General features: G+C 69.5%; 16 protein-coding genes. 5 read left to right on the top strand and 11 right to left on the bottom strand.

Features of this window, described 5'->3' with window-relative positions; all coding sequences use genetic code 11:
- Positions 1–46 precede the first annotated feature (46 nt).
- Both AOZ49_RS11525 and garL read left to right on the top strand, forming a co-directional pair.
- On the top strand, positions 47–1,042 hold the full coding sequence (locus tag AOZ49_RS11525) for a Bug family tripartite tricarboxylate transporter substrate binding protein (RefSeq protein ID WP_054430129.1): 996 nt from the start codon (positions 47–49) through the stop codon (positions 1,040–1,042).
- Between the two features lie 71 nt (positions 1,043–1,113).
- Positions 1,114–1,881: a 2-dehydro-3-deoxyglucarate aldolase gene (gene garL / locus AOZ49_RS11530; protein WP_054430127.1), complete on the top strand. Its 768-nt coding sequence runs from the start codon at positions 1,114–1,116 to the stop codon at positions 1,879–1,881.
- Positions 1,882–1,929: 48 nt separating this feature from the next.
- Here the strand turns inward: garL and lysA are convergent, their stop codons facing one another.
- The gene (gene lysA / locus AOZ49_RS11535; RefSeq protein WP_054475422.1) at positions 1,930–3,159 is read right to left on the bottom strand and encodes a diaminopimelate decarboxylase; all 1,230 of its coding nucleotides are present in this window, start codon (positions 3,157–3,159) and stop codon (positions 1,930–1,932) included.
- Between the two features lie 121 nt (positions 3,160–3,280).
- On the opposite strand from lysA, the gene AOZ49_RS11540 reads away from it, so the two are divergent.
- Entirely contained in the window at positions 3,281–4,195 is a 915-nt protein-coding gene (locus tag AOZ49_RS11540; protein ID WP_054430123.1) for a LysR family transcriptional regulator, read from the top strand.
- A gap of 161 nt (positions 4,196–4,356) precedes the next feature.
- On the opposite strand, the gene rpsT is transcribed toward AOZ49_RS11540, so the two are convergent.
- The 7 genes from rpsT to AOZ49_RS11575 form a co-directional block, all read right to left on the bottom strand.
- The gene (gene rpsT / locus AOZ49_RS11545) at positions 4,357–4,620 is read right to left on the bottom strand and encodes a 30S ribosomal protein S20 (RefSeq protein WP_006396042.1); all 264 of its coding nucleotides are present in this window, start codon (positions 4,618–4,620) and stop codon (positions 4,357–4,359) included.
- A gap of 289 nt (positions 4,621–4,909) precedes the next feature.
- Positions 4,910–5,893 carry a FecR family protein gene (locus AOZ49_RS11550; protein ID WP_054475424.1) on the bottom strand — a complete coding sequence of 328 codons (984 nt, stop codon included), beginning with the start codon at positions 5,891–5,893 and terminating at the stop codon, positions 4,910–4,912.
- A gap of 197 nt (positions 5,894–6,090) precedes the next feature.
- Positions 6,091–7,650 carry a murein biosynthesis integral membrane protein MurJ gene (gene murJ / locus AOZ49_RS11555; protein WP_054475425.1) on the bottom strand — a complete coding sequence of 520 codons (1,560 nt, stop codon included), beginning with the start codon at positions 7,648–7,650 and terminating at the stop codon, positions 6,091–6,093.
- A 61-nt stretch (positions 7,651–7,711) separates the two neighbouring features.
- The gene (locus tag AOZ49_RS11560) at positions 7,712–8,470 is read right to left on the bottom strand and encodes a 3-hydroxyacyl-CoA dehydrogenase (RefSeq protein WP_054430117.1); all 759 of its coding nucleotides are present in this window, start codon (positions 8,468–8,470) and stop codon (positions 7,712–7,714) included.
- A gap of 133 nt (positions 8,471–8,603) precedes the next feature.
- Positions 8,604–9,260, bottom strand: coding sequence for an adenylate kinase (gene adk, locus AOZ49_RS11565; RefSeq protein WP_054430114.1), 657 nt, complete (start codon positions 9,258–9,260; stop codon positions 8,604–8,606).
- Between the two features lie 92 nt (positions 9,261–9,352).
- Positions 9,353–10,117: a 3-deoxy-manno-octulosonate cytidylyltransferase gene (gene kdsB, locus AOZ49_RS11570; protein WP_054475427.1), complete on the bottom strand. Its 765-nt coding sequence runs from the start codon at positions 10,115–10,117 to the stop codon at positions 9,353–9,355.
- 12 nt (positions 10,118–10,129) lie between these two features.
- The gene (locus tag AOZ49_RS11575) at positions 10,130–10,312 is read right to left on the bottom strand and encodes a Trm112 family protein (protein WP_006396036.1); all 183 of its coding nucleotides are present in this window, start codon (positions 10,310–10,312) and stop codon (positions 10,130–10,132) included.
- A 195-nt stretch (positions 10,313–10,507) separates the two neighbouring features.
- Between AOZ49_RS11575 and AOZ49_RS11580 the strand changes: the two genes are divergently transcribed.
- The gene (locus AOZ49_RS11580; RefSeq protein WP_054475429.1) at positions 10,508–12,745 is read left to right on the top strand and encodes an IgaA/UmoB family intracellular growth attenuator; all 2,238 of its coding nucleotides are present in this window, start codon (positions 10,508–10,510) and stop codon (positions 12,743–12,745) included.
- On the opposite strand, the gene lpxK is transcribed toward AOZ49_RS11580, so the two are convergent.
- Genes lpxK through AOZ49_RS11595 form a run of 3 tightly spaced genes read right to left on the bottom strand, consistent with a single transcriptional unit; the run spans position 12,742 to position 14,824 of the window.
- Positions 12,742–13,794 carry a tetraacyldisaccharide 4'-kinase gene (gene lpxK, locus AOZ49_RS11585; RefSeq protein WP_054475431.1) on the bottom strand — a complete coding sequence of 351 codons (1,053 nt, stop codon included), beginning with the start codon at positions 13,792–13,794 and terminating at the stop codon, positions 12,742–12,744. The two genes, AOZ49_RS11580 and lpxK, sit on opposite strands and share 4 nt — an antisense overlap.
- Positions 13,791–14,204, bottom strand: coding sequence for an ExbD/TolR family protein (locus AOZ49_RS11590; protein ID WP_054430107.1), 414 nt, complete (start codon positions 14,202–14,204; stop codon positions 13,791–13,793). The genes lpxK and AOZ49_RS11590 overlap by 4 nt, the downstream gene beginning before the upstream one ends.
- Positions 14,201–14,824 (bottom strand): MotA/TolQ/ExbB proton channel family protein, encoded by a 624-nt coding sequence (locus AOZ49_RS11595; RefSeq protein WP_054475433.1) that lies wholly within the window; start codon positions 14,822–14,824, stop codon positions 14,201–14,203. The genes AOZ49_RS11590 and AOZ49_RS11595 overlap by 4 nt, the downstream gene beginning before the upstream one ends.
- 357 nt (positions 14,825–15,181) lie before the next feature.
- Here AOZ49_RS11595 and xseA point away from each other — a divergent pair, with 357 nt between their 5' ends.
- Positions 15,182–16,546: an exodeoxyribonuclease VII large subunit gene (gene xseA, locus AOZ49_RS11600; protein WP_054475435.1), complete on the top strand. Its 1,365-nt coding sequence runs from the start codon at positions 15,182–15,184 to the stop codon at positions 16,544–16,546.
- The last annotated feature ends 65 nt before the right edge of the window (positions 16,547–16,611 follow it).

Consider the following 16,611-nt stretch of genomic DNA (forward strand, 5'->3'; position numbering starts at 1 on the left):
GGCCACCGGGCGGCAAGCATTAGAAAAACACCACAAGGAGACAACCATGCAACACAAGACATCGCCGGCGCGCCGCCGGCTGGGGCTGGCCGCGCTGGCATTGGGCGCGGCCGCGGCGGTCGCGCCGGGGCTGCTGCTGGCGCAGGACTGGCCGACGCGGCCGGTCAAGCTGATCGTGCCGTTCCCCGCGGGCGGCAGCACCGACGCGGTCGGACGCCTGCTGGCCGCCGAGCTGTCCAAGGAACTGGGCCAGAGCGTCGTGGTCGAGAACAAGGGCGGCGCCAACGGCAACATCGGTTCCGATGTGGTCGCCAAGGCCGAGCCCGACGGCTACACGCTGCTGCTGTCGGGCGTGGGCTCGAACGCCATCAGCTATTCGCTCTACCAGAGCATGCCGTACCGCGACAGCGACTTCGCCCACATCTCGCTGCTGGCCACCGGCCCCAATGTGCTGGTGGCCAACATGGAATTCCCGGCCACCAACTTCGCCGACTTCATCAAGCTGGTGCGCGCCAATCCGGGCAAGTACACCCACGCCAGCTCGGGCAACGGCTCGTCCGGCCATCTGGCCATGGAAATGCTCAAGCAGGCCGCCAAGCTCGACCTGGTGCACGTGCCCTACAAGGGCGGCGCGGCCGCCATCACCGACATGATCGGCGGCCGTGTCTCGGTGATGTTCCTGAACCAGGATTCGCTGCTGCCGCAGGTCAGGTCGGGCAAGCTGCGCGCCCTGGCGGTGGCCAGCGCCCAGCGCAACCCGGCCTATCCGGACACGCCCACGGTGGCGGAATCGGGCTATCCGGGGTTTGCCGCCGAGTCCTGGTTCGGCCTGTCGGCGCCGGCCAAGACCCCGCCCGCGGTCATCCAGCGCCTGAACCAGGCGACCGTCAAGGCCCTGGCTTCACCGGATATCCGGCAGAAGCTGGAAAGCGTAGGCTTCGTGGTGGTGGGCGACGACCCCAAGGCGTTCTCGGCCTTCGTCCAATCCGAAATCACCAAGTGGGGCGCGGCGGCCAAGGCCTCCGGCGCCCGCATGGACTAGCGTCCGGTATCAACTCCCCCCCCGCGCGCCGGGCGGCGCCGGGGGTTCAATACGATGGGAAACCCGCAGCGATGACTTCACCCTTGCCCAACCGCTTTCGCCAACGCATCCTGGCGCGCGAGCGCCTGATCGGTTTCTGGATGTGCATGTCCAGCCACATCACCGCGGAAGTCGCGGGCCTGGCCGACTTCGACTGGCTGCTGCTGGACGGCGAGCATTCGCCCAACACCGTGCCGATGTTCCTGCAGCAGCTGCAGGCCCTGCAGGGCAGCGCCAGCGCCGCCATCGGCCGGCCGACCTGGAACGATCCGGTCGAGATCAAGCGCCTGCTCGATATCGGCTTCTACAACCTGCTGATCCCCTTCATCGAATCCGAGGACGACGCGCGCCGCGCCGTGGCCGCCACGCGCTATCCGCCGCAGGGCATCCGCGGCGTGGCCGGCATGCAGCGCAGCAACCGCTACGGCACCGTGCCGGATTACTTGAAGACCATCAACGACAACATCTGCGTGCTGCTGCAGATCGAGAGCCGCCCCGGCATCGAGGCGGTCGACGCGATCGCCTCGGTCGAGGGCGTGGACGGCGTCTTCATCGGCCCGTCGGACCTGGCCGCGGCCCTGGGCCACCTGGGCAATCCGGGCCACCCGGAAGTGCAGGAGGCGATTCGCCACCTGTACCAGCGCGTCAGCGCGCAGGGCAAGGCGGTGGGCATCCTGGCGCCGGTGCAGGCCGATGCGCGCCGCTACCTGGACATGGGCATGCACTTCGTCGCGGTCGGCACCGACCTGGGCGTGTTCAAGCAGGCCACCTTCGCCTTGCGCGAAGCCTTTCCCACCTGATCCTGCCCGATCGCGCGGCCGTCGCGTTCGCCACGGCCGCGCCTTGCCTTATTGCTCCAGCGCCAGCAGGTCGGCGACCGTCTGGCGGCGGCGGATCAGGCGCGCCTCGTTGCGGTCCAGCAGCACTTCGGCCGCCAGCGGCCGGGTGTTGTAGTTCGAGGACATCGACGCGCCATAGGCGCCGGCATTGTGGAACACCAGGAAGTCGCCGATGCGCGGCTGCGGCAGCGACTGATCCGAGACCACGCCGCCAGCGTCCTGCGTGAAGACGTCGCCCGATTCGCACAGCGGGCCGGCCACGGCGACGCGGGTCGCGGCCGTCGGCGGCGTGGCGCCGTCCGGCGCGTGCACCGAGATGCGGTGGTAGCTGCCGTACATCGCCGGGCGCATCAGGTCGTTGAAGCCGGCGTCCACCAGCGCGAAATCGCGCTCGGGGCGGCGGTTGATCGCGTGCACTTCGGCCACCAGCGCGCCGGCCTCGGCCACCAGGAAGCGGCCCGGTTCGATCTCCAGGCGCACCTCATGGCCGAGGCGCTGCTCGATGCGCTTGCGGGCCGCGTCCCATTGCTCGAAGTAGTGGTCGCAGTCGATGCGCGGCTCGCCCTCGCGATACGGAATCGACAGGCCGCCGCCGGCCGAAATGGCCTCGATGTCGTGGTCCATCGATGCGACCACGTCGACCATCGCGTCGCACACGCTCGACAGGTGGCCGTAGTCCACGCCCGAGCCGATGTGCATGTGGATGCCGACCAGCTTCAGGCCGTAGCGGCGCACAATGCCGATGGCGGCCGCGACGTCGTCGATCCAGATGCCGTGCTTGCTTTGCGGGCCGCCGGTGTTGGTCTTGTTGCTGTGGCCGTGGCCGAAGCCCGGGTTGATGCGCAGCCACACCCGGTGCCCCGGCGCGTGCTGGCCAACGCGTTCGAGCATGTCGAGCGAGCCGGCATTGACGGTGATGCCGTGCTTGATGACGGTGGCCAGGGTGGCGTGGTCGATCAGGTCGGCCGTGAACACCACGCCGGCCGGCTCGCCCGCGGGCTCGAAGCCGGCGGCCAGGCTGCGTTCGATCTCGCCCAGCGACACCGCGTCCACCATCACGCCCTCGGCGCGCATCAGGCGCAGGATGTGCAGGTTGGAGCAGGCCTTCTGCGCGTAGCGGATGACATCGAATCGGCGCAGCTGGGCGATGCGCTCGCGGATGACGGCGGCATCGTAGACCCACAGCGGGGTGCCGTGCTCGGCGGCGAGTTGGGTGAGTTGGCGCGGATCGAAAGCCATTGCGGGGTGAACCTTGTAGCGGTGACGGGGTAGGGAATCAGGGCAGCATCATGCCTGCGCCGGGTCATCCAGTAAAATGCTTAGATTTTCCACATCGATTCATTCCTGATATGGGTTTGGCATGTTGACGCATCGGCACATCGAAGTCTTCCGCGCCCTCATGATCGCCGGCAGCGTGACCAAGGCCGCCGACCTGCTGTTCACCTCGCAGCCCACCGTCAGCCGGGAGCTGGCGCGCATGGAGCAGACCATCGGCTTCGCCCTGTTCGAGCGCGTGCGCGGCCGCCTGCGGCCCACCATGCCGGCGCTGGCGCTGTACGACGAGGTGCGGCAGTCATACGCCGGGCTGGAGCGTGTGGCGTCCACGGCGGCGCGCCTGCGCGCGTTCCAGGATGGGCAGCTGGCGGTGATCGCGCTGCCGGCGTTTTCCCATTCGCTGCTGCCGGGCGCCTTCCGGCGCTTCAGCCAGGACTACCCGGGCGTGAGCCTGGCGCTGGAGGCGCAGGAATCGCCGTTCCTGGAGGAATGGCTCACGGCCCAGCGCTATGACCTGGGCCTGACCGAGCACGAGCTGGAGCCGGCCGGCACCCGGCTGGAATTATTGCTGGAAGTGGACGAGGTCTGCGTGCTGCCCGACGGCCATCGCCTGCTGGCGCGGCCGGCGCTGGAACTGGCCGATTTCGCCGGCGAACCGTTCGTCAGCCTGTCGTCCAGCGATCCCTACCGGATCCAGATCGACGAGGCCTTCGCGGCCGAGGGCGTGCTGCGGCGCGCGATCATCGAGACGCCGACGGCGGTCTCGGTGTGCGCCTTCGTGCGCCAGGGGCTGGGCCTGGCCATCGTCAACCCGCTGACGGCGCTGGATTTCATCGGCCGCGGCCTGCATATCCGGCCATTGCGGCGGTCGTTCCCGTTCCGGGTCAACCTGGTGTTTCCGGAGCACCGGCCCAAGAATCCGCTGGTGGACGCCTTCACCGCGACCCTGCGCGACGAGGCCCAGCAGATCCGCGCCCGCCTCGCGGCCCGGCAGGACTGACGGGCGGATACAGTTGCCGTGGGCCACTGTCACTCGGCAGTGGCGTCATGGTCCATGGCCATGGCGGCAGGCAACGCCAGGCAACAAAAAAGGATGCCCGCGGGCATCCTTCTTCATTTGCCGTATTCATGACGCCCTGCAAGGCAGGGCGGCATAATGGCTTAGGCCAGCGCCTTGATGGCGGCAGCCAGGCGGCTCTTGTGGCGAGCGGCCTTGTTCTTGTGGATGATGTTCTTGTCAGCCACGCGATCGATCACGCTCGACGCCTTCTGGAACACTTCGCCAGCCGCAGCCTTGTCGCCGGCGGCGATGGATTGGCGAACGCGCTTGATGGCGGTGCGCAGCATCGAGCGCAGGCTGGAATTGTGCTTGTTGCGCTCAACGGATTGGCGAGCGCGCTTGCGGGCTTGGGCGGTATTGGCCATGTTGCTATGTAAGTTGAATTCGGCAAAGTCGAACATTTTAGCAAGTCCCCGGGGGATTGCAAGCTTTAAATGCCGTGTCTGCCGATGGAGCGCCCGTCAACCGGGCGGGGGGCGCTGCGAGGAAAGCCTCGGACTGCAGGGCCCGGGTAGCTTGACCCGGGCTTCAGACCGCGCGGGCATCGAAGGAATCAACGCCTGGTGGGCCCTGCTGCGCCTACTGGATAAAAACACCGTGCTGAGTATACAACGGAAGCGGCTTTTCGTTACAGCCCCGTGTCAGCCGGCGTGGTCAGGCCGCGACGTTGATCGAGACGAACCAGGGCGTATAGCGCCGCACGTGGATGGGCATCGTGTCTTCGAGCGCGGTCAGCGCCGCGTCGGTGTCGTCGAGGGGGAAATGGCCGGACACCGGCAGGCCGCCGGCGGCCATGGAGACGCGCAGGGACCCGCTGCGATAGGGGCGCAGGGCGGCGATGATCTCGGCCAGCGGGCGGCCGCGGGCGTCGACCCAGCCCGATTCCCAGGCGGCCTCGGCCATGAGCTCGGCGCGCGGGGTGTCGATGCGCGAGGCGTCGAAGCGCGCTCCGGCGCCGGCCCGCACGATGCCGTGGGCGCCGGCCATGGTTTCCACCACCACCTCGTGCTCGTGCACCACGACCACCGTGCGCTGGGCCTGCTGGCGCACCATGTAGCGGGTGCCCAGGGCGCGCACGGTGCCCTCGGCGGTCTGCACCAGGAAGGGCCGGCGGGCGTCCGGCGCCACCGACACGGTGACGGCGCCGTCCAGCAGCCGCACCTGGCGGTAGGCGGGGGTGAAGTCCAGGTTGACGCGGCTGCGCGCGTCCAGCAGCAACTGGCTGCCGTCGGAAAGCTGGTAGCGGCGGCGCTCGCCGGTGGCCGTGGCGGCATCCGCCGCGACGTTGCTCAAGGGGTAGAAGGCATTGCCGACGTAAGCGGCGCAGGCGCCCGCGCTGGCGAGCGCGAGCGAACCCGTCAGGAAGCGCCGGCGCGGCGGCACGACGACGGGGGGCGTGACGGCAGGCGCGGGCGCCACCTGCGGTGGGGGCGGCGGCGAGGCGGTCGTGGCGTAACCGGCAGGATAGGCGTCGCCCAGCCGGCCAAAGCCTGAACCCGCCAGAGTGCCCGTCAATTGTTGCCAGGCATTCTCATGCAGGGGGTCGGCCGCGCGCCACGCCAGGAAATCGTTGTAGTCCTGCGCCGTCGCTTTACCGGAGCGTAGCAGCAGTAACCAATTGATGACTTGGTCCGCCATGGGTTGTCCTTGGGCGTACTTCACTTCAAGCTGCCGCCTGGGTAGCCAGGCGGGAATCCTTTCGATGGCAATTTGTAAATAATAAAGGTTTTTTACCAAAGATTACCGGCCGCTTGTCAATTCTTGACGAATCAAATGCAAAAAAAAGCCGGCGGGTAGCCGGCTTTTTGCCGAGATTGGGGTGCGAACCCCGGAAATTAGTGGGCGGACCGGCGTCCGAAGTCCCGGGGACGGAACCCAAACAGTAACAACATGCCGAAGTAGACGGCCGCACTGGCCGCCAATACGCCCGTCAGCCAGAGCGCGCGATGGCCGGCATGGGCCTGCAGGGCGATCCAGTCAATACGACCATCTGCGTACACCAGCAGCGCGGCCAGGGCCGCCAGGGCCGGAACCAGGCGCAGGGCGAAGCGGCCCCAGCCGGCGCCGGGCCGGTAGACGCCGCGGCGGCGCAGGCCGATCAGCAGCGCCAGCGCGTTCAGGCAGGCGCCCAGGCCGATCGCCAGCGCCAGGCCGGCGTGGGCCATCAGCGGCACCAGCGCGACGTTCATCAGCTGGGTCAGGATCAACACGCCGATGGCGATCTTCACCGGGGTGCGGATGTCCTGCTTGGCGTAGAAGCCGGGCGCCAGGATCTTCACCGCCAGCAGGCCGATCAGGCCGGCCGAATAAGACATGACCGCCAGCCGGGTCTGCAGCACGTCCTGGGACGAGAACGCGCCGTAGTGGAACAGCGTGGCCACCAGGCCGTCCGACAGCAGCGCCATGCCCACCGCCGCGGGCAGGCCCAGCAGCAGCACCAGCCGCAGGCCCCAGTCGAGCAGGGCGCTGTAGCCGTCGTGGTCGTCGCGGGCGTGGGCCGCCGACAGGCTGGGCAGCAGCACGGTGCCCAGGGCCACGCCCAGCAGGGCGGTCGGGAATTCCATCAGGCGGTCGGCGAACGACAGCCAGGTGACGCTGCCGGGCGTGAGCCAGGTGGCGATGTTGGTGTTGATCAGCAGCGAGATCTGCGCCACCGACACGCCCAGCGTGGCCGGGGCCATCTGCTTGAGGATGCGCTGCACGGTGGGGTCGGCCCAGGCCTCGCGAAAGCGCAGCGAAAAGCGCGGCGTCATGCCCAGCCGCGCCAGCGCGACCCATTGCACCGCCAGTTGCGCCACGCCGCCGGCCATGACGCCGATGGCCAGCGCGTAGACCGGCACGTCCATGCGCGGCGCCAGCCACAGGCAGGCGGCGATCATGGCCAGGTTCAGCAGCACCGGCGTGAACGCCGGCACGGCGAAGCGGCGCCAGGTATTGAGCACGCCGGAGGCGAACGCGATCAGCGACATGCAGAAGATGTAGGGGAACATCATCCGCGTCATCCAGACGGCGGCGCCGAATTCGGTATCGCGGGCCGCGCCGCGCAGGCCGCTGGCCATGGCCGACACCACCCACGGCGCGGCGATGATGCCGATCAGCGTGACCGTCATCAGCGCCATGGTCAGCAGCAGCGCCACGCGGTCCAGCAGCGTGCGGACTTCGGCCTCGGAGCGGTTGTTGCGGGCATGGCCCAGGATCGGCACGAAGGCCTGGGCGAAGGCGCCCTCGGCGAACAGCCGCCGCAGCAGGTTGGGAATGCGGAAGGCGACCCAGAAGGCGTCGGTGATGGGGCCGGCGCCGAAAGCGCGCGCCACCAGGACGTCGCGGACCAGGCCGGAAATACGGGACAGCAGGGTAAGGCTGCTGACGGTGGCCGCGGAACGGAACAGGCTCATTGAGGTGACTGCAAAAGAAAAAAGCCCCCCGGGAAATTGGGGGGGGGGCGTGGGGGCATTTTTATTTCGGGGGCATCCGGATGGCGCCATCCAGGCGGATCGTCTCGCCGTTCAGCATGTCATTGGTGATGATGCTCTGCACCAGCTTGGCGTAGTCCTCCGGGCGGCCCAGGCGGGCGGGGAAGGGGATGCTGGCGGCCAGCGAGTCCTGCACTTCCTGCGGCATGCCGAAGATCATCGGGGTGCCGAAGATGCCGGGGGCGATGGTCATGCAGCGGATGCCGGTCTTGGCCAGGTCACGGGCGATCGGCAGGGTCATGCCGGCCACGCCGGCCTTGGAGGCGGCGTAGGCCGCCTGGCCGATCTGGCCGTCGAACGCGGCGACCGAGGCCGTGTTGATCATCACGCCGCGCTCGCCGGTGGGCTCGGGCGTGTTGCCGCTCATGGCCTCGGCGGCCAGGCGCATCATGTTGAAGCTGCCGATCAGGTTGATCGACACGACCTTCTGGAACAGGTCCAGCGGGTGCGCGCCGTTCTTGCCGACGATCTTGGCGGCGGGCGCCACGCCGGCGCAGTTGACCAGGCCGAACAGGGCGCCCAGTTCCTTGGCCGCGGCGACGGCGCGCTGGCCGTCGGCCTCTTGCGTCACGTCGCAGTGCACGTAGCGCTGGCCCAGTTCCTTGGCCAGTTCCTCGCCAGGGCCGTCCTGCAGGTCGGCGATGACGACCTTGGCGCCGTTGGCCACCAGCATGCGCACGGTGCCGGCGCCCAGGCCGGATGCGCCACCGGTAACGATGAATACCTTGTTCGCGATTTCCATGTCTCTACCACCAGATCAATTCAAGGGATGAAAGCGGCGCGGCGGGCGCCGGATGCGACAAGGCCTTCGGGCCGGGGCCGGAACGCATCGCGTCCGGCCGGCGCCGAAGGCCTGGAGCCATCGAAGCGCCCGGTCAGTTCTTGACCGCGTCGAACAGGCGCGACTTGATTTCCTCGACCGCGCCGACGCCGGAGATCTTGCGATACTTCGGCGCGTCGGCGGGGCTTTGCTGGGCCCACGTCGAGTAATAGTCGACCAGCGGACGGGTCTGCTGGCGGTACACGTTCAGGCGGTTGCGGACGGTGTCCTCGCGATCGTCGTCGCGCTGGATCAGGTCTTCGCCGGTGACGTCGTCCTTGCCTTCGACCTTGGGCGGGTTGAAGCGCACGTGGTAGCTGCGGCCGCTGGGCTGGTGCACGCGGCGGCCGCTCATGCGTTCGATGATGTCTTCTTCGGGGACTTCGATTTCCACCACGTAGTCCAGCTTGACGCCGGCGCTCTTGAGCGCGTCGGCTTGCGGGATGGTGCGCGGGAAGCCGTCGAACAGGTAGCCGTTGGCGCAGTCGGGCTGCTTCAGGCGGTCCTGGACCAGGCCGATGATGATCTCATCCGAGACCAGGCCGCCGGCATCCATGACCTTCTTGGCTTCGATGCCCAGGGGCGTGCCGGCCTTGACCGCGGCGCGCAGCATGTCGCCCGTGGAAATCTGGGGAATGCCGAAATGCTGGGTGAGAAACGCGGCCTGAGTGCCTTTGCCGGCGCCGGGAGGTCCGAGCAAGATGAGACGCATGAGTGCTCCTGAATGGGGTTTAATTTTTGTGATCCGAGCGATTATGCCGCAACGCAGCAGCCTCTGCGGGGCCGCGCCATGCGAAATAACCCTTATATCTGTTTGCTATAGATCAAGCGAACGCGTTCCAGGTCGGCGGGGGTATCTACGCCGGCGGCCGGAGGGTGCGACGCCCGATGGACGACGATGACGTGGCCGTGCTCCATCGCGCGCAGCTGCTCCAGCGACTCGAACCGTTCCAGCGCGCCTTGCGGCAGGGTCGGGTAGCGGCGCAGGAACGACACACGGTAGGCGTACAGGCCGATGTGGTGCCAGGCGGGCAGGCCCTCGGCCAGCACGCGCTCGCCGCCGGCCAGCGCGTCGCGCGCCCACGGGATCGGCGCGCGCGAGAAATACAGCGCGCGGCCGTCGACGGCGCAGACCAGCTTGACCACATTGGGGTTGAACAGCGCCTGGGCGTCGGCCAGCGGACAGGCGCAGGTGGCGATGTCCGCCTCCGGGCTGTCGGCCAGGCGGGCGGCCACGGCGTCGATGAGTTCGGGTTCGATCAGCGGCTCGTCGCCCTGCACGTTGACGACGATGGCGTCGTCGGGCAGGCCCAGCTGTTCCACGGCCTCGGCCAGGCGGTCGGTGCCGGTGGGATGGTCGCCGCGCGTCATCAGGGCGCGCAGGCCGTGGGCCCGGGCGGCGTCCTGGACGCGCGCGTCATCCGTGGCGATGTGGACCTGCGCGGCGCCCGATTGCGCCGCGCGCTCGGCCGTGCGCACCACCATCGGCTTGCCGGCGATGTCGGCGAGCGGCTTGTCGGGCAGGCGGGTCGAGGCGGTCCGCGCCGGGATCAGGGCGATGAAGCTCACGATGCGGGCGGGTCAGGAAGAAACGGGGGCGTCGTCCAGCGAGCGCGCTTCCGATTCAAGCATGACGGGAATGCCGTCGCGCAGCGGGAACGCCAGGCGGTCGGCGCGGCAGACCAGTTCGGCCTGGGTCCGGTCGTGTTCGAGGCGGCCCTTGCACAGGGGGCAGACGAGGATGTCGAGAAGGCGGGATTCCATGACCGGGATTCTAAAACAGTTTGGGCGCGCGCAGCCCGCGATCGGCCGTCTGGCGCGCGGCGCGAGGTGGTGAACGGGGCCGCCGGATGGGTGGTTCTGTTAATTATTGTCATGTTTTGACGCTCGCGCTAGAAATTCCGGGACGGATGGTGGCTATGATCCGCCGCGACGTGAGGAAAGAGGAAAAACAGAACAATGGATGCCAACACCCTTCGCATCGGGCTGATGCTCATCATCCTGGTCTGGTCGGTCATCAGCGCCATCACCTACATGGCGCGCCGCAGTGACAACAAGGGCGCGCTGCGCGAACTCAAGCAGGAAGGCCAGCCGCTGCGGCGGCTGAGCGCGGAGGAACAGGCGCTGGTGCAGCCGTTCCTGGTGCGGCCCGCCAAGCCGACCCAACGCGTCGCGCTCCTGAATGACGGTGTGTTCCCGCTGCGCGGCGCCTTCGTGCGCCACGGGCTGGAATCGGGCCATGGCGCGGCCACCATGCACGACACGCTGGGCGGCGTCGACGTGGTGCTGCCCTACGATGCGCGCGACTATCTGCGCGAGGACAACCAGGCCGAAGTGGTGATGACGGAGAAATTCGCCATCGTGGTGGCGCTGAACGGCGAATTCGACCTGGCCGGCGGCCGCGAGCGCGAGGCGCGCCGGCAGAAGCAGAACCAGCAATGGTCCAGCGGCAAGCTGGGCGAGATGCAGAACGTGGTCGATGCCGACGCGGCCGCCGCGCAGGACGCCGGCAACGCGCCCGACGCCCAGGCCGAACGCGAGTTCGCCGACGCCATGCGGGTCGAGATCCTGAGCCAGCGCGAGGAAACGCCCGCCGAGATCGCCTGGCGCCGTCCGTCCGGCATCGCCTTCTGGCCCGCCCTGCTGTGGCTGGCGGCCTTCGTCTGCCTGGGCGTGGCCGCGGCGGGCGGCGGCCTGGCGTGGCTGGCCTCGGCCGCCGCGCCGGCGCTGCTGGCCGTCTGGCTGACCTGGCGCCGGCGGCCGCTGGGCGCGGCGCAGAAGGTGAACCGGGTGCGGGGCGAATTGAACGCGATCGTGCTGACCAATCCGGCCAACGCGCAGGCGGTGTCGACCCAGCTGTTCCTGGGCGACAAGCTGCCGGTGACGCTGCCCGACCATTGGCGCGCCAACCTGGAGCTGCCGGACGACGGCCGCGTCGACGTGGACCTGCGGGTGGAAGACTACGCCGTGCTGCGCCTGGGCAACCGCTTTTCGGTGGACGAGGAGCAGCGCCTGTTTCCGAGCGTGGCCTGGGGTCGCCACGTGACGCTGGCGCTGGCCGGCCTGATCGCCGGCGTGGCGCTGGGCCTGATCGATGGCGCCGACCTGCGCGGCGACATCGCGCTGGCGTCGGCCTGGGCGCGCGGCGCGCAGCCGCGCGTCTACGACTCGGCCGCGGCGCTGGTCCAGGATCCGCCCGCGCCCGGCGACCTGGTGTCCTTGAAGGGCGCGGGCCGCTGCCAGTTCCAGCCGGACGCGTACCGCCAGGGCGAGGTGCGCTTCGATTGCGAGCGCATCCGCTGGCAGGGCGAGGCGATCCGCGCCGACGAACTGCGCGTGGCGCCGGCCGCGCTGCAGCTGTATTCGGGCGCTTTTCTGAAGACCCGGCCCAACCCGATGATGGACATGCTGGTCCGCAATCAGGTCTACGGCAGCCTGGCCGGCAATCCGCTGGCCGCCTACAACGCCCGCAACGTGTCGGCCGTGACGGTGAGCCGCGTGACCGATCTGGTGCTGACCATCGAGCTGGCGTGCGAGAGCGCCACCGGCCAGGCCATCGCCGAGTGCGATCGCCTCAAGGCCGAGACCGTCGACAGCCTGATGCTGGCGCGCGACGAACCCGACAACTGGCTGGCGCTGTTGCAGCTGGCGCAGGGCGGCGCCTTCAAGCAGCGGGGCAATGCCGACGAGGGCGTCATCATCACGCGCGCCGCCAACCAGCTGCGCGGCCTGGCCAAGAGCAGCATGGAGCCGCAGCTGCGCGAGGTGTTGGCGCGCGCCGGCAACGACCTGATGGCGCGTCAGCGCGGCGGCGTCGTCCTGCAGGTGTGGCCCGGCCGTTATGCCGATCTGTCGTCCTTGATGGCGCGCGAGGAAATGCCGGACATGCTGCAGTCCTGGAGCCGCCAGGTCGCGATGCTGGCGGCCGATGGCGCCCAGCCGTTCCAGGCCGCGGGCGTGGTCACGGCGGTCGAGCGCGAGGCCTCGGGCGACACGGTCGTGGACGTCGATGCGCGCCGTTCGCTGGACGATCCGTGGCCTTCGCTGGCGCGCGTGATCTGGCTGGCGGCGGCGCTGTTGCTGGTGATCGTGCACGGCGTCCTGGCGGCGCTGCGGCTGCGCGCGGCGGCGGCGCGCAAGCGCGGCCTGGCGGAGTACGCCCGGCGTCCGGTCGCGGCGCGTCCGGCGTTCTTCTAGGCCGGTTGGCGCGGGGCGCGCTGGCGCAATGCCTGCGCCAGCCAGTCGAACAGTTGCGGGTCGGAAAAGCCGGCCCGCACCGGCACTTCCCACAGGCGCGCGTCGTGCAAGGCGGCGCATTTGATCGCGTCCTTGGACGTGACCAGGATGATGGGCGCGGCCAATTCCTGGAACGGTGAACGCGCGTAGTCGTGGTGGTCGGGCAGGGGCAGGGTGGCCGCCAGCGCGATGCTCTGGGCCCGCAGCGTGGCGAAGAAGCGTTCCGGGTTGCCGATGCCGGCGGCCGCGGCCACGTCCGGCTGGCCGGCGAAGGCCGCCAGCGGCCGGCGCGCGCCGCCCTCGATCTGGCGGGCGTCATCGGGTTCCAGCCACATGGCGACCTGGCGCGGCCGCGCGTCGGCTGGCGGCGCCGCGCGGCCGTCGGGCACGCCGATGTTGGTGATCACCGCATCCACCTCGCGCAGCCGGCTGGCCGGCTCGCGCAGGGGGCCGGCGGGCAGCAGCCGGCCATTGCCGATGCCGCGCTGATCCTGCACCACGATTTCCACGTCGCGTGCCAGCGCCAGGTGTTGCAGGCCGTCATCGGACACGATCACATCGACACGCGGATGCGCGGCCAGCAGCGCCTGGGCGGCCAGCGCGCGGCGCGGGTGCACCGACACCGGGGCGCCGGTGGCGCGCGCGATCAGCGCCGGCTCGTCGCCGAATTGCGCCGCCTCCAGTTCCCCCAGGCCGACGCGCGGCTGCGGTCCCAGCTTCACGCCGTAGCCGCGGCTGACCACGCCCGGCGTGTAGCCGCGGGCGCGCAGCGCCTGGACCGTGGCGATGACCATCGGCGTCTTGCCGGTGCCACCGACGAAGATGTTGCCGATCACCACCACCGGCACCGGCGCCCGGTAGGCCCTGGCGCGGCCGTCGCGGTAGCGCGCACGCTTGCGCGCCACCACGCGCGCGGTCAGCGCGGACAGGGGGCGCAGCAGGGTGGAGAGCCAGCCGCCGTGCTGCCATTGGCGCGCAAGCAGCGAGGCCTTGGGGCGGGACGCGCTCACCGGGTGGTCTGGGCGGCGAAGTTGACGCGGCCGATGCCGGCCAGGCGGGCCGCTTCCATCACGTTGATCACGGACTGGTGGGTGGCCTGGGCGTCGGCGTTGATGACCACCAGCGGTTCGGTCTTGCCGGCGGCGGCCTGGCGCAGCACGTCGGCGATCTCGGGCGGCGTGGAGACGTCGATCAGGGTGCCGTTGAGCGCATAGCGCCCGTCCTGGCTGATCGCCACTTCCAGCGCCGGCGGGGTCTCCTGTTCGGCGGACGCCTGCGGCAGCGTGACCTTCAGCTGCGTGAAGCGGGCGAACGAGGTGGTCGCCGCCAGGAAGATGAGGATGACCAGCAGGACGTCGATGAGCGGAATCAGGTTGATGTCCAGCTCGTCGCGGTCGCCCCGGGAGCCCCGGAAATTCATGGACGGTCCTCGCGCGTGGCGGGCGCGTGCGACACGGCGCGCGCCAGCCGCGCGGCCGACAGCTCCATCGCGTTCAGGTAGCCGTCGACGCGGCCGCGCAGATAGCGGTGCGCGATCATGGCGGGGATGGCGATGAGGATGCCGAAGCCGGTGTTGTACAGCGCGATCGAGATGCCGCGCGCCAGCTGGGCGGGGTCGCCGCCGCCGGGCGTGTACGAGCCGAAGATCTCGATCATGCCGACCACGGTGCCGAACAGGCCCATCAGTGGCGCGACCACGGCGATGGTGCCGATGGCGGGGATGTAGCGGCTCAGGTCATGGGCCACGGCGCGGCCGGTGTCCTCGACCACGCTGCGCAATTCCTCGCGCGGCAGGTGGCGGTGGCGCATGACCTCGGCCAGCACGCGGCCGAGGGGGGAATTGCGTTCCAGGCGGCTCAGCGATTCGGGCGAATCCTGGCGGTTGCGCAGCATCTCGGCCACTTGTTCGTTCAGGCCGCGCGGCATGACCTGGCTGCGGCGCAGCGACAGGAAGCGCTCGAAGATCAGCGCAAGACCCAGCACGGACGTCGCCAGCAGGGGCCAGATCGGCCAGCCGGCCTCGCGCAAGATGGAAAGCAAAGCGGTCAACTCCAGGTGCACCGGGGGGGGGGCGGGGGAGGGCCACGCGCCGGCATCTGATCAAGCCGAAACTGTAACGGCGCGGCGGGGATGTGGCAAGGGCGGCCGGCCGCCAAAACTATCCACAGAATTTGTGGATAATTCTGTGCAAAACTTCGCCGGAACGCTTGCGGGCACAGGGCTTGCGCTTGTTTGCTCCAAATTCGAGCAGCCGCGTATGGTCGGAAATTCCATAAAAATCATGTTCTTAGGTCGAATTTGCTAGCTTTCGGGCCAGCCGCGGCAAAAATGCCCGGACGCGGTATCATGGCGGCCCGCTACGTATGCCCTGTGGACAGGTACGCATCGGAAAGCCTTATGACAATTGAACTTGCAGTCACAAACAACGTATTTGCGCGGGATATCCTGACAGTTGCCCAGCTGAACCAAGCGGTGGGGCAGTTGTTGGAGCGCAGCATCCCGGCACTGTGGGTTCGCGGCGAGATTTCCAACTTCACGCAGGCGGCTTCCGGGCATTGGTACTTCACGCTCAAGGACAGCCGCGCCGCCGTGCGCGCCGTCATGTTCCGGGGCCGCGCCAGCGCGGTCGGCTTCGTGCCGCGCGCGGGCGACCAGGTCGAAATCAGGGTCAGGGTGTCGCTGTACGAACCGCGCGGCGACTACCAGCTGCAGGTCGACGCCATGCGCCGCGCCGGCCTGGGCAATCTGTACGAAGCCTTCCTGCGCCTGAAAGAGCAGTTGAACGCGGAAGGCCTGTTCGATCCGGCGCGCAAGCGCGAACCGGTGCCGATGCCGCGCGCCATCGGCGTGATCACCTCGCTGCATGCCGCCGCGCTGCGCGACGTGCTGTCGGCGCTGGCGCGGCGCGCGCCGCAGGTGCCGGTCATCATCTATCCGGCGCCGGTGCAGGGCGCCGACGCGGCCGGCCGGCTGGCCGCGCAGGTCCGCCAGGCGAACGCCCGTGGCGAGGTCGATACGCTGCTGCTGGTGCGCGGCGGCGGCAGCATCGAGGACCTCTGGAGCTTCAACGACGAAGCCCTGGCCCGCGAGATCGACGCCAGCGCCATCACCACCATCAGCGGCGTCGGCCATGAAACCGACTTCACCATCGCCGACTTCGTCGCCGACGTGCGCGCGCCCACGCCGACCGCGGCCGCCGAACTGGCCTGCGTGCCTCGCTCGGAACTGCTGGGCCGCGTCATGTATGCGGCCGAGACCCTGGTGCGCGGCCAGCAGCGCCGCCTGGAACGCGCGGCGCAGCGGCTGGATCGCGCCGCCGCGCAACTGGTGTCGCCGGCCCAGCGCCTGGAGCACCAGCGCGAGCGCCTGAACAGCCTGAGCTACCGGCTGGCCTCGGCCTGGACCGGTCCGCAGGCCCGGCGCGGCGCCCGCGTCAATCTGCTGGCGCAGCGCCTGGCGCACCGCGTGCCCGACACCCGCCGCGGCGCCGAGCGCCTGGCCGCCGTCTCGCGCCAGCTGACGCAGGCGCACGCGCGCCTGCTGGCGCGGCGCCGCGACCAACTGGCCGCGGCCGGCGCGCAACTGCGCGCGCTCGATCCCGGCAACACGCTGGCGCGCGGGTATGCTATCGCCCGGGACGCCGACGGCCGCATCGTGCGCGATGCCGCCCATCTGGCGGCGGGGCAGGGCCTGGACCTGAGCTTCGCCCAGGGCGGCGCCCGGGTCGAGGTCACGCAGGTGCGCGAGACGCGCGATCTCTGAAGCGCCGCGCACAGGCGATAGTGGGACAACATGGCCCCCTCGGGCCGGCCGGCAGGGATGACACG

The sequence above is a fragment of the Achromobacter sp. 2789STDY5608615 genome (assembly GCF_001298995.1).
Taxonomy (GTDB): Bacteria; Pseudomonadota; Gammaproteobacteria; order Burkholderiales; family Burkholderiaceae_B; genus Achromobacter; species Achromobacter insuavis.

Excerpts from the sequence above, each read along its gene's own strand:
- AOZ49_RS11525 (WP_054430129.1), top strand. The coding sequence starts at position 47 with ATGCAACACAAGACATCGCCGGCGCGCCGCCGGCTGGGGCTGGCCGCG.
- garL (WP_054430127.1), top strand. The coding sequence starts at position 1,114 with ATGACTTCACCCTTGCCCAACCGCTTTCGCCAACGCATCCTGGCGCGC.
- lysA (WP_054475422.1), bottom strand. The coding sequence starts at position 3,159 with ATGGCTTTCGATCCGCGCCAACTCACCCAACTCGCCGCCGAGCACGGC.
- AOZ49_RS11540 (WP_054430123.1), top strand. The coding sequence starts at position 3,281 with ATGTTGACGCATCGGCACATCGAAGTCTTCCGCGCCCTCATGATCGCC.
- rpsT (WP_006396042.1), bottom strand. The coding sequence starts at position 4,620 with ATGGCCAATACCGCCCAAGCCCGCAAGCGCGCTCGCCAATCCGTTGAG.
- AOZ49_RS11550 (WP_054475424.1), bottom strand. The coding sequence starts at position 5,893 with ATGGCGGACCAAGTCATCAATTGGTTACTGCTGCTACGCTCCGGTAAA.
- murJ (WP_054475425.1), bottom strand. The coding sequence starts at position 7,650 with ATGAGCCTGTTCCGTTCCGCGGCCACCGTCAGCAGCCTTACCCTGCTG.
- AOZ49_RS11560 (WP_054430117.1), bottom strand. The coding sequence starts at position 8,470 with ATGGAAATCGCGAACAAGGTATTCATCGTTACCGGTGGCGCATCCGGC.
- adk (WP_054430114.1), bottom strand. The coding sequence starts at position 9,260 with ATGCGTCTCATCTTGCTCGGACCTCCCGGCGCCGGCAAAGGCACTCAG.
- AOZ49_RS11575 (WP_006396036.1), bottom strand. The coding sequence starts at position 10,312 with ATGGAATCCCGCCTTCTCGACATCCTCGTCTGCCCCCTGTGCAAGGGC.
- AOZ49_RS11580 (WP_054475429.1), top strand. The coding sequence starts at position 10,508 with ATGGATGCCAACACCCTTCGCATCGGGCTGATGCTCATCATCCTGGTC.
- AOZ49_RS11590 (WP_054430107.1), bottom strand. The coding sequence starts at position 14,204 with ATGAATTTCCGGGGCTCCCGGGGCGACCGCGACGAGCTGGACATCAAC.
- xseA (WP_054475435.1), top strand. The coding sequence starts at position 15,182 with ATGACAATTGAACTTGCAGTCACAAACAACGTATTTGCGCGGGATATC.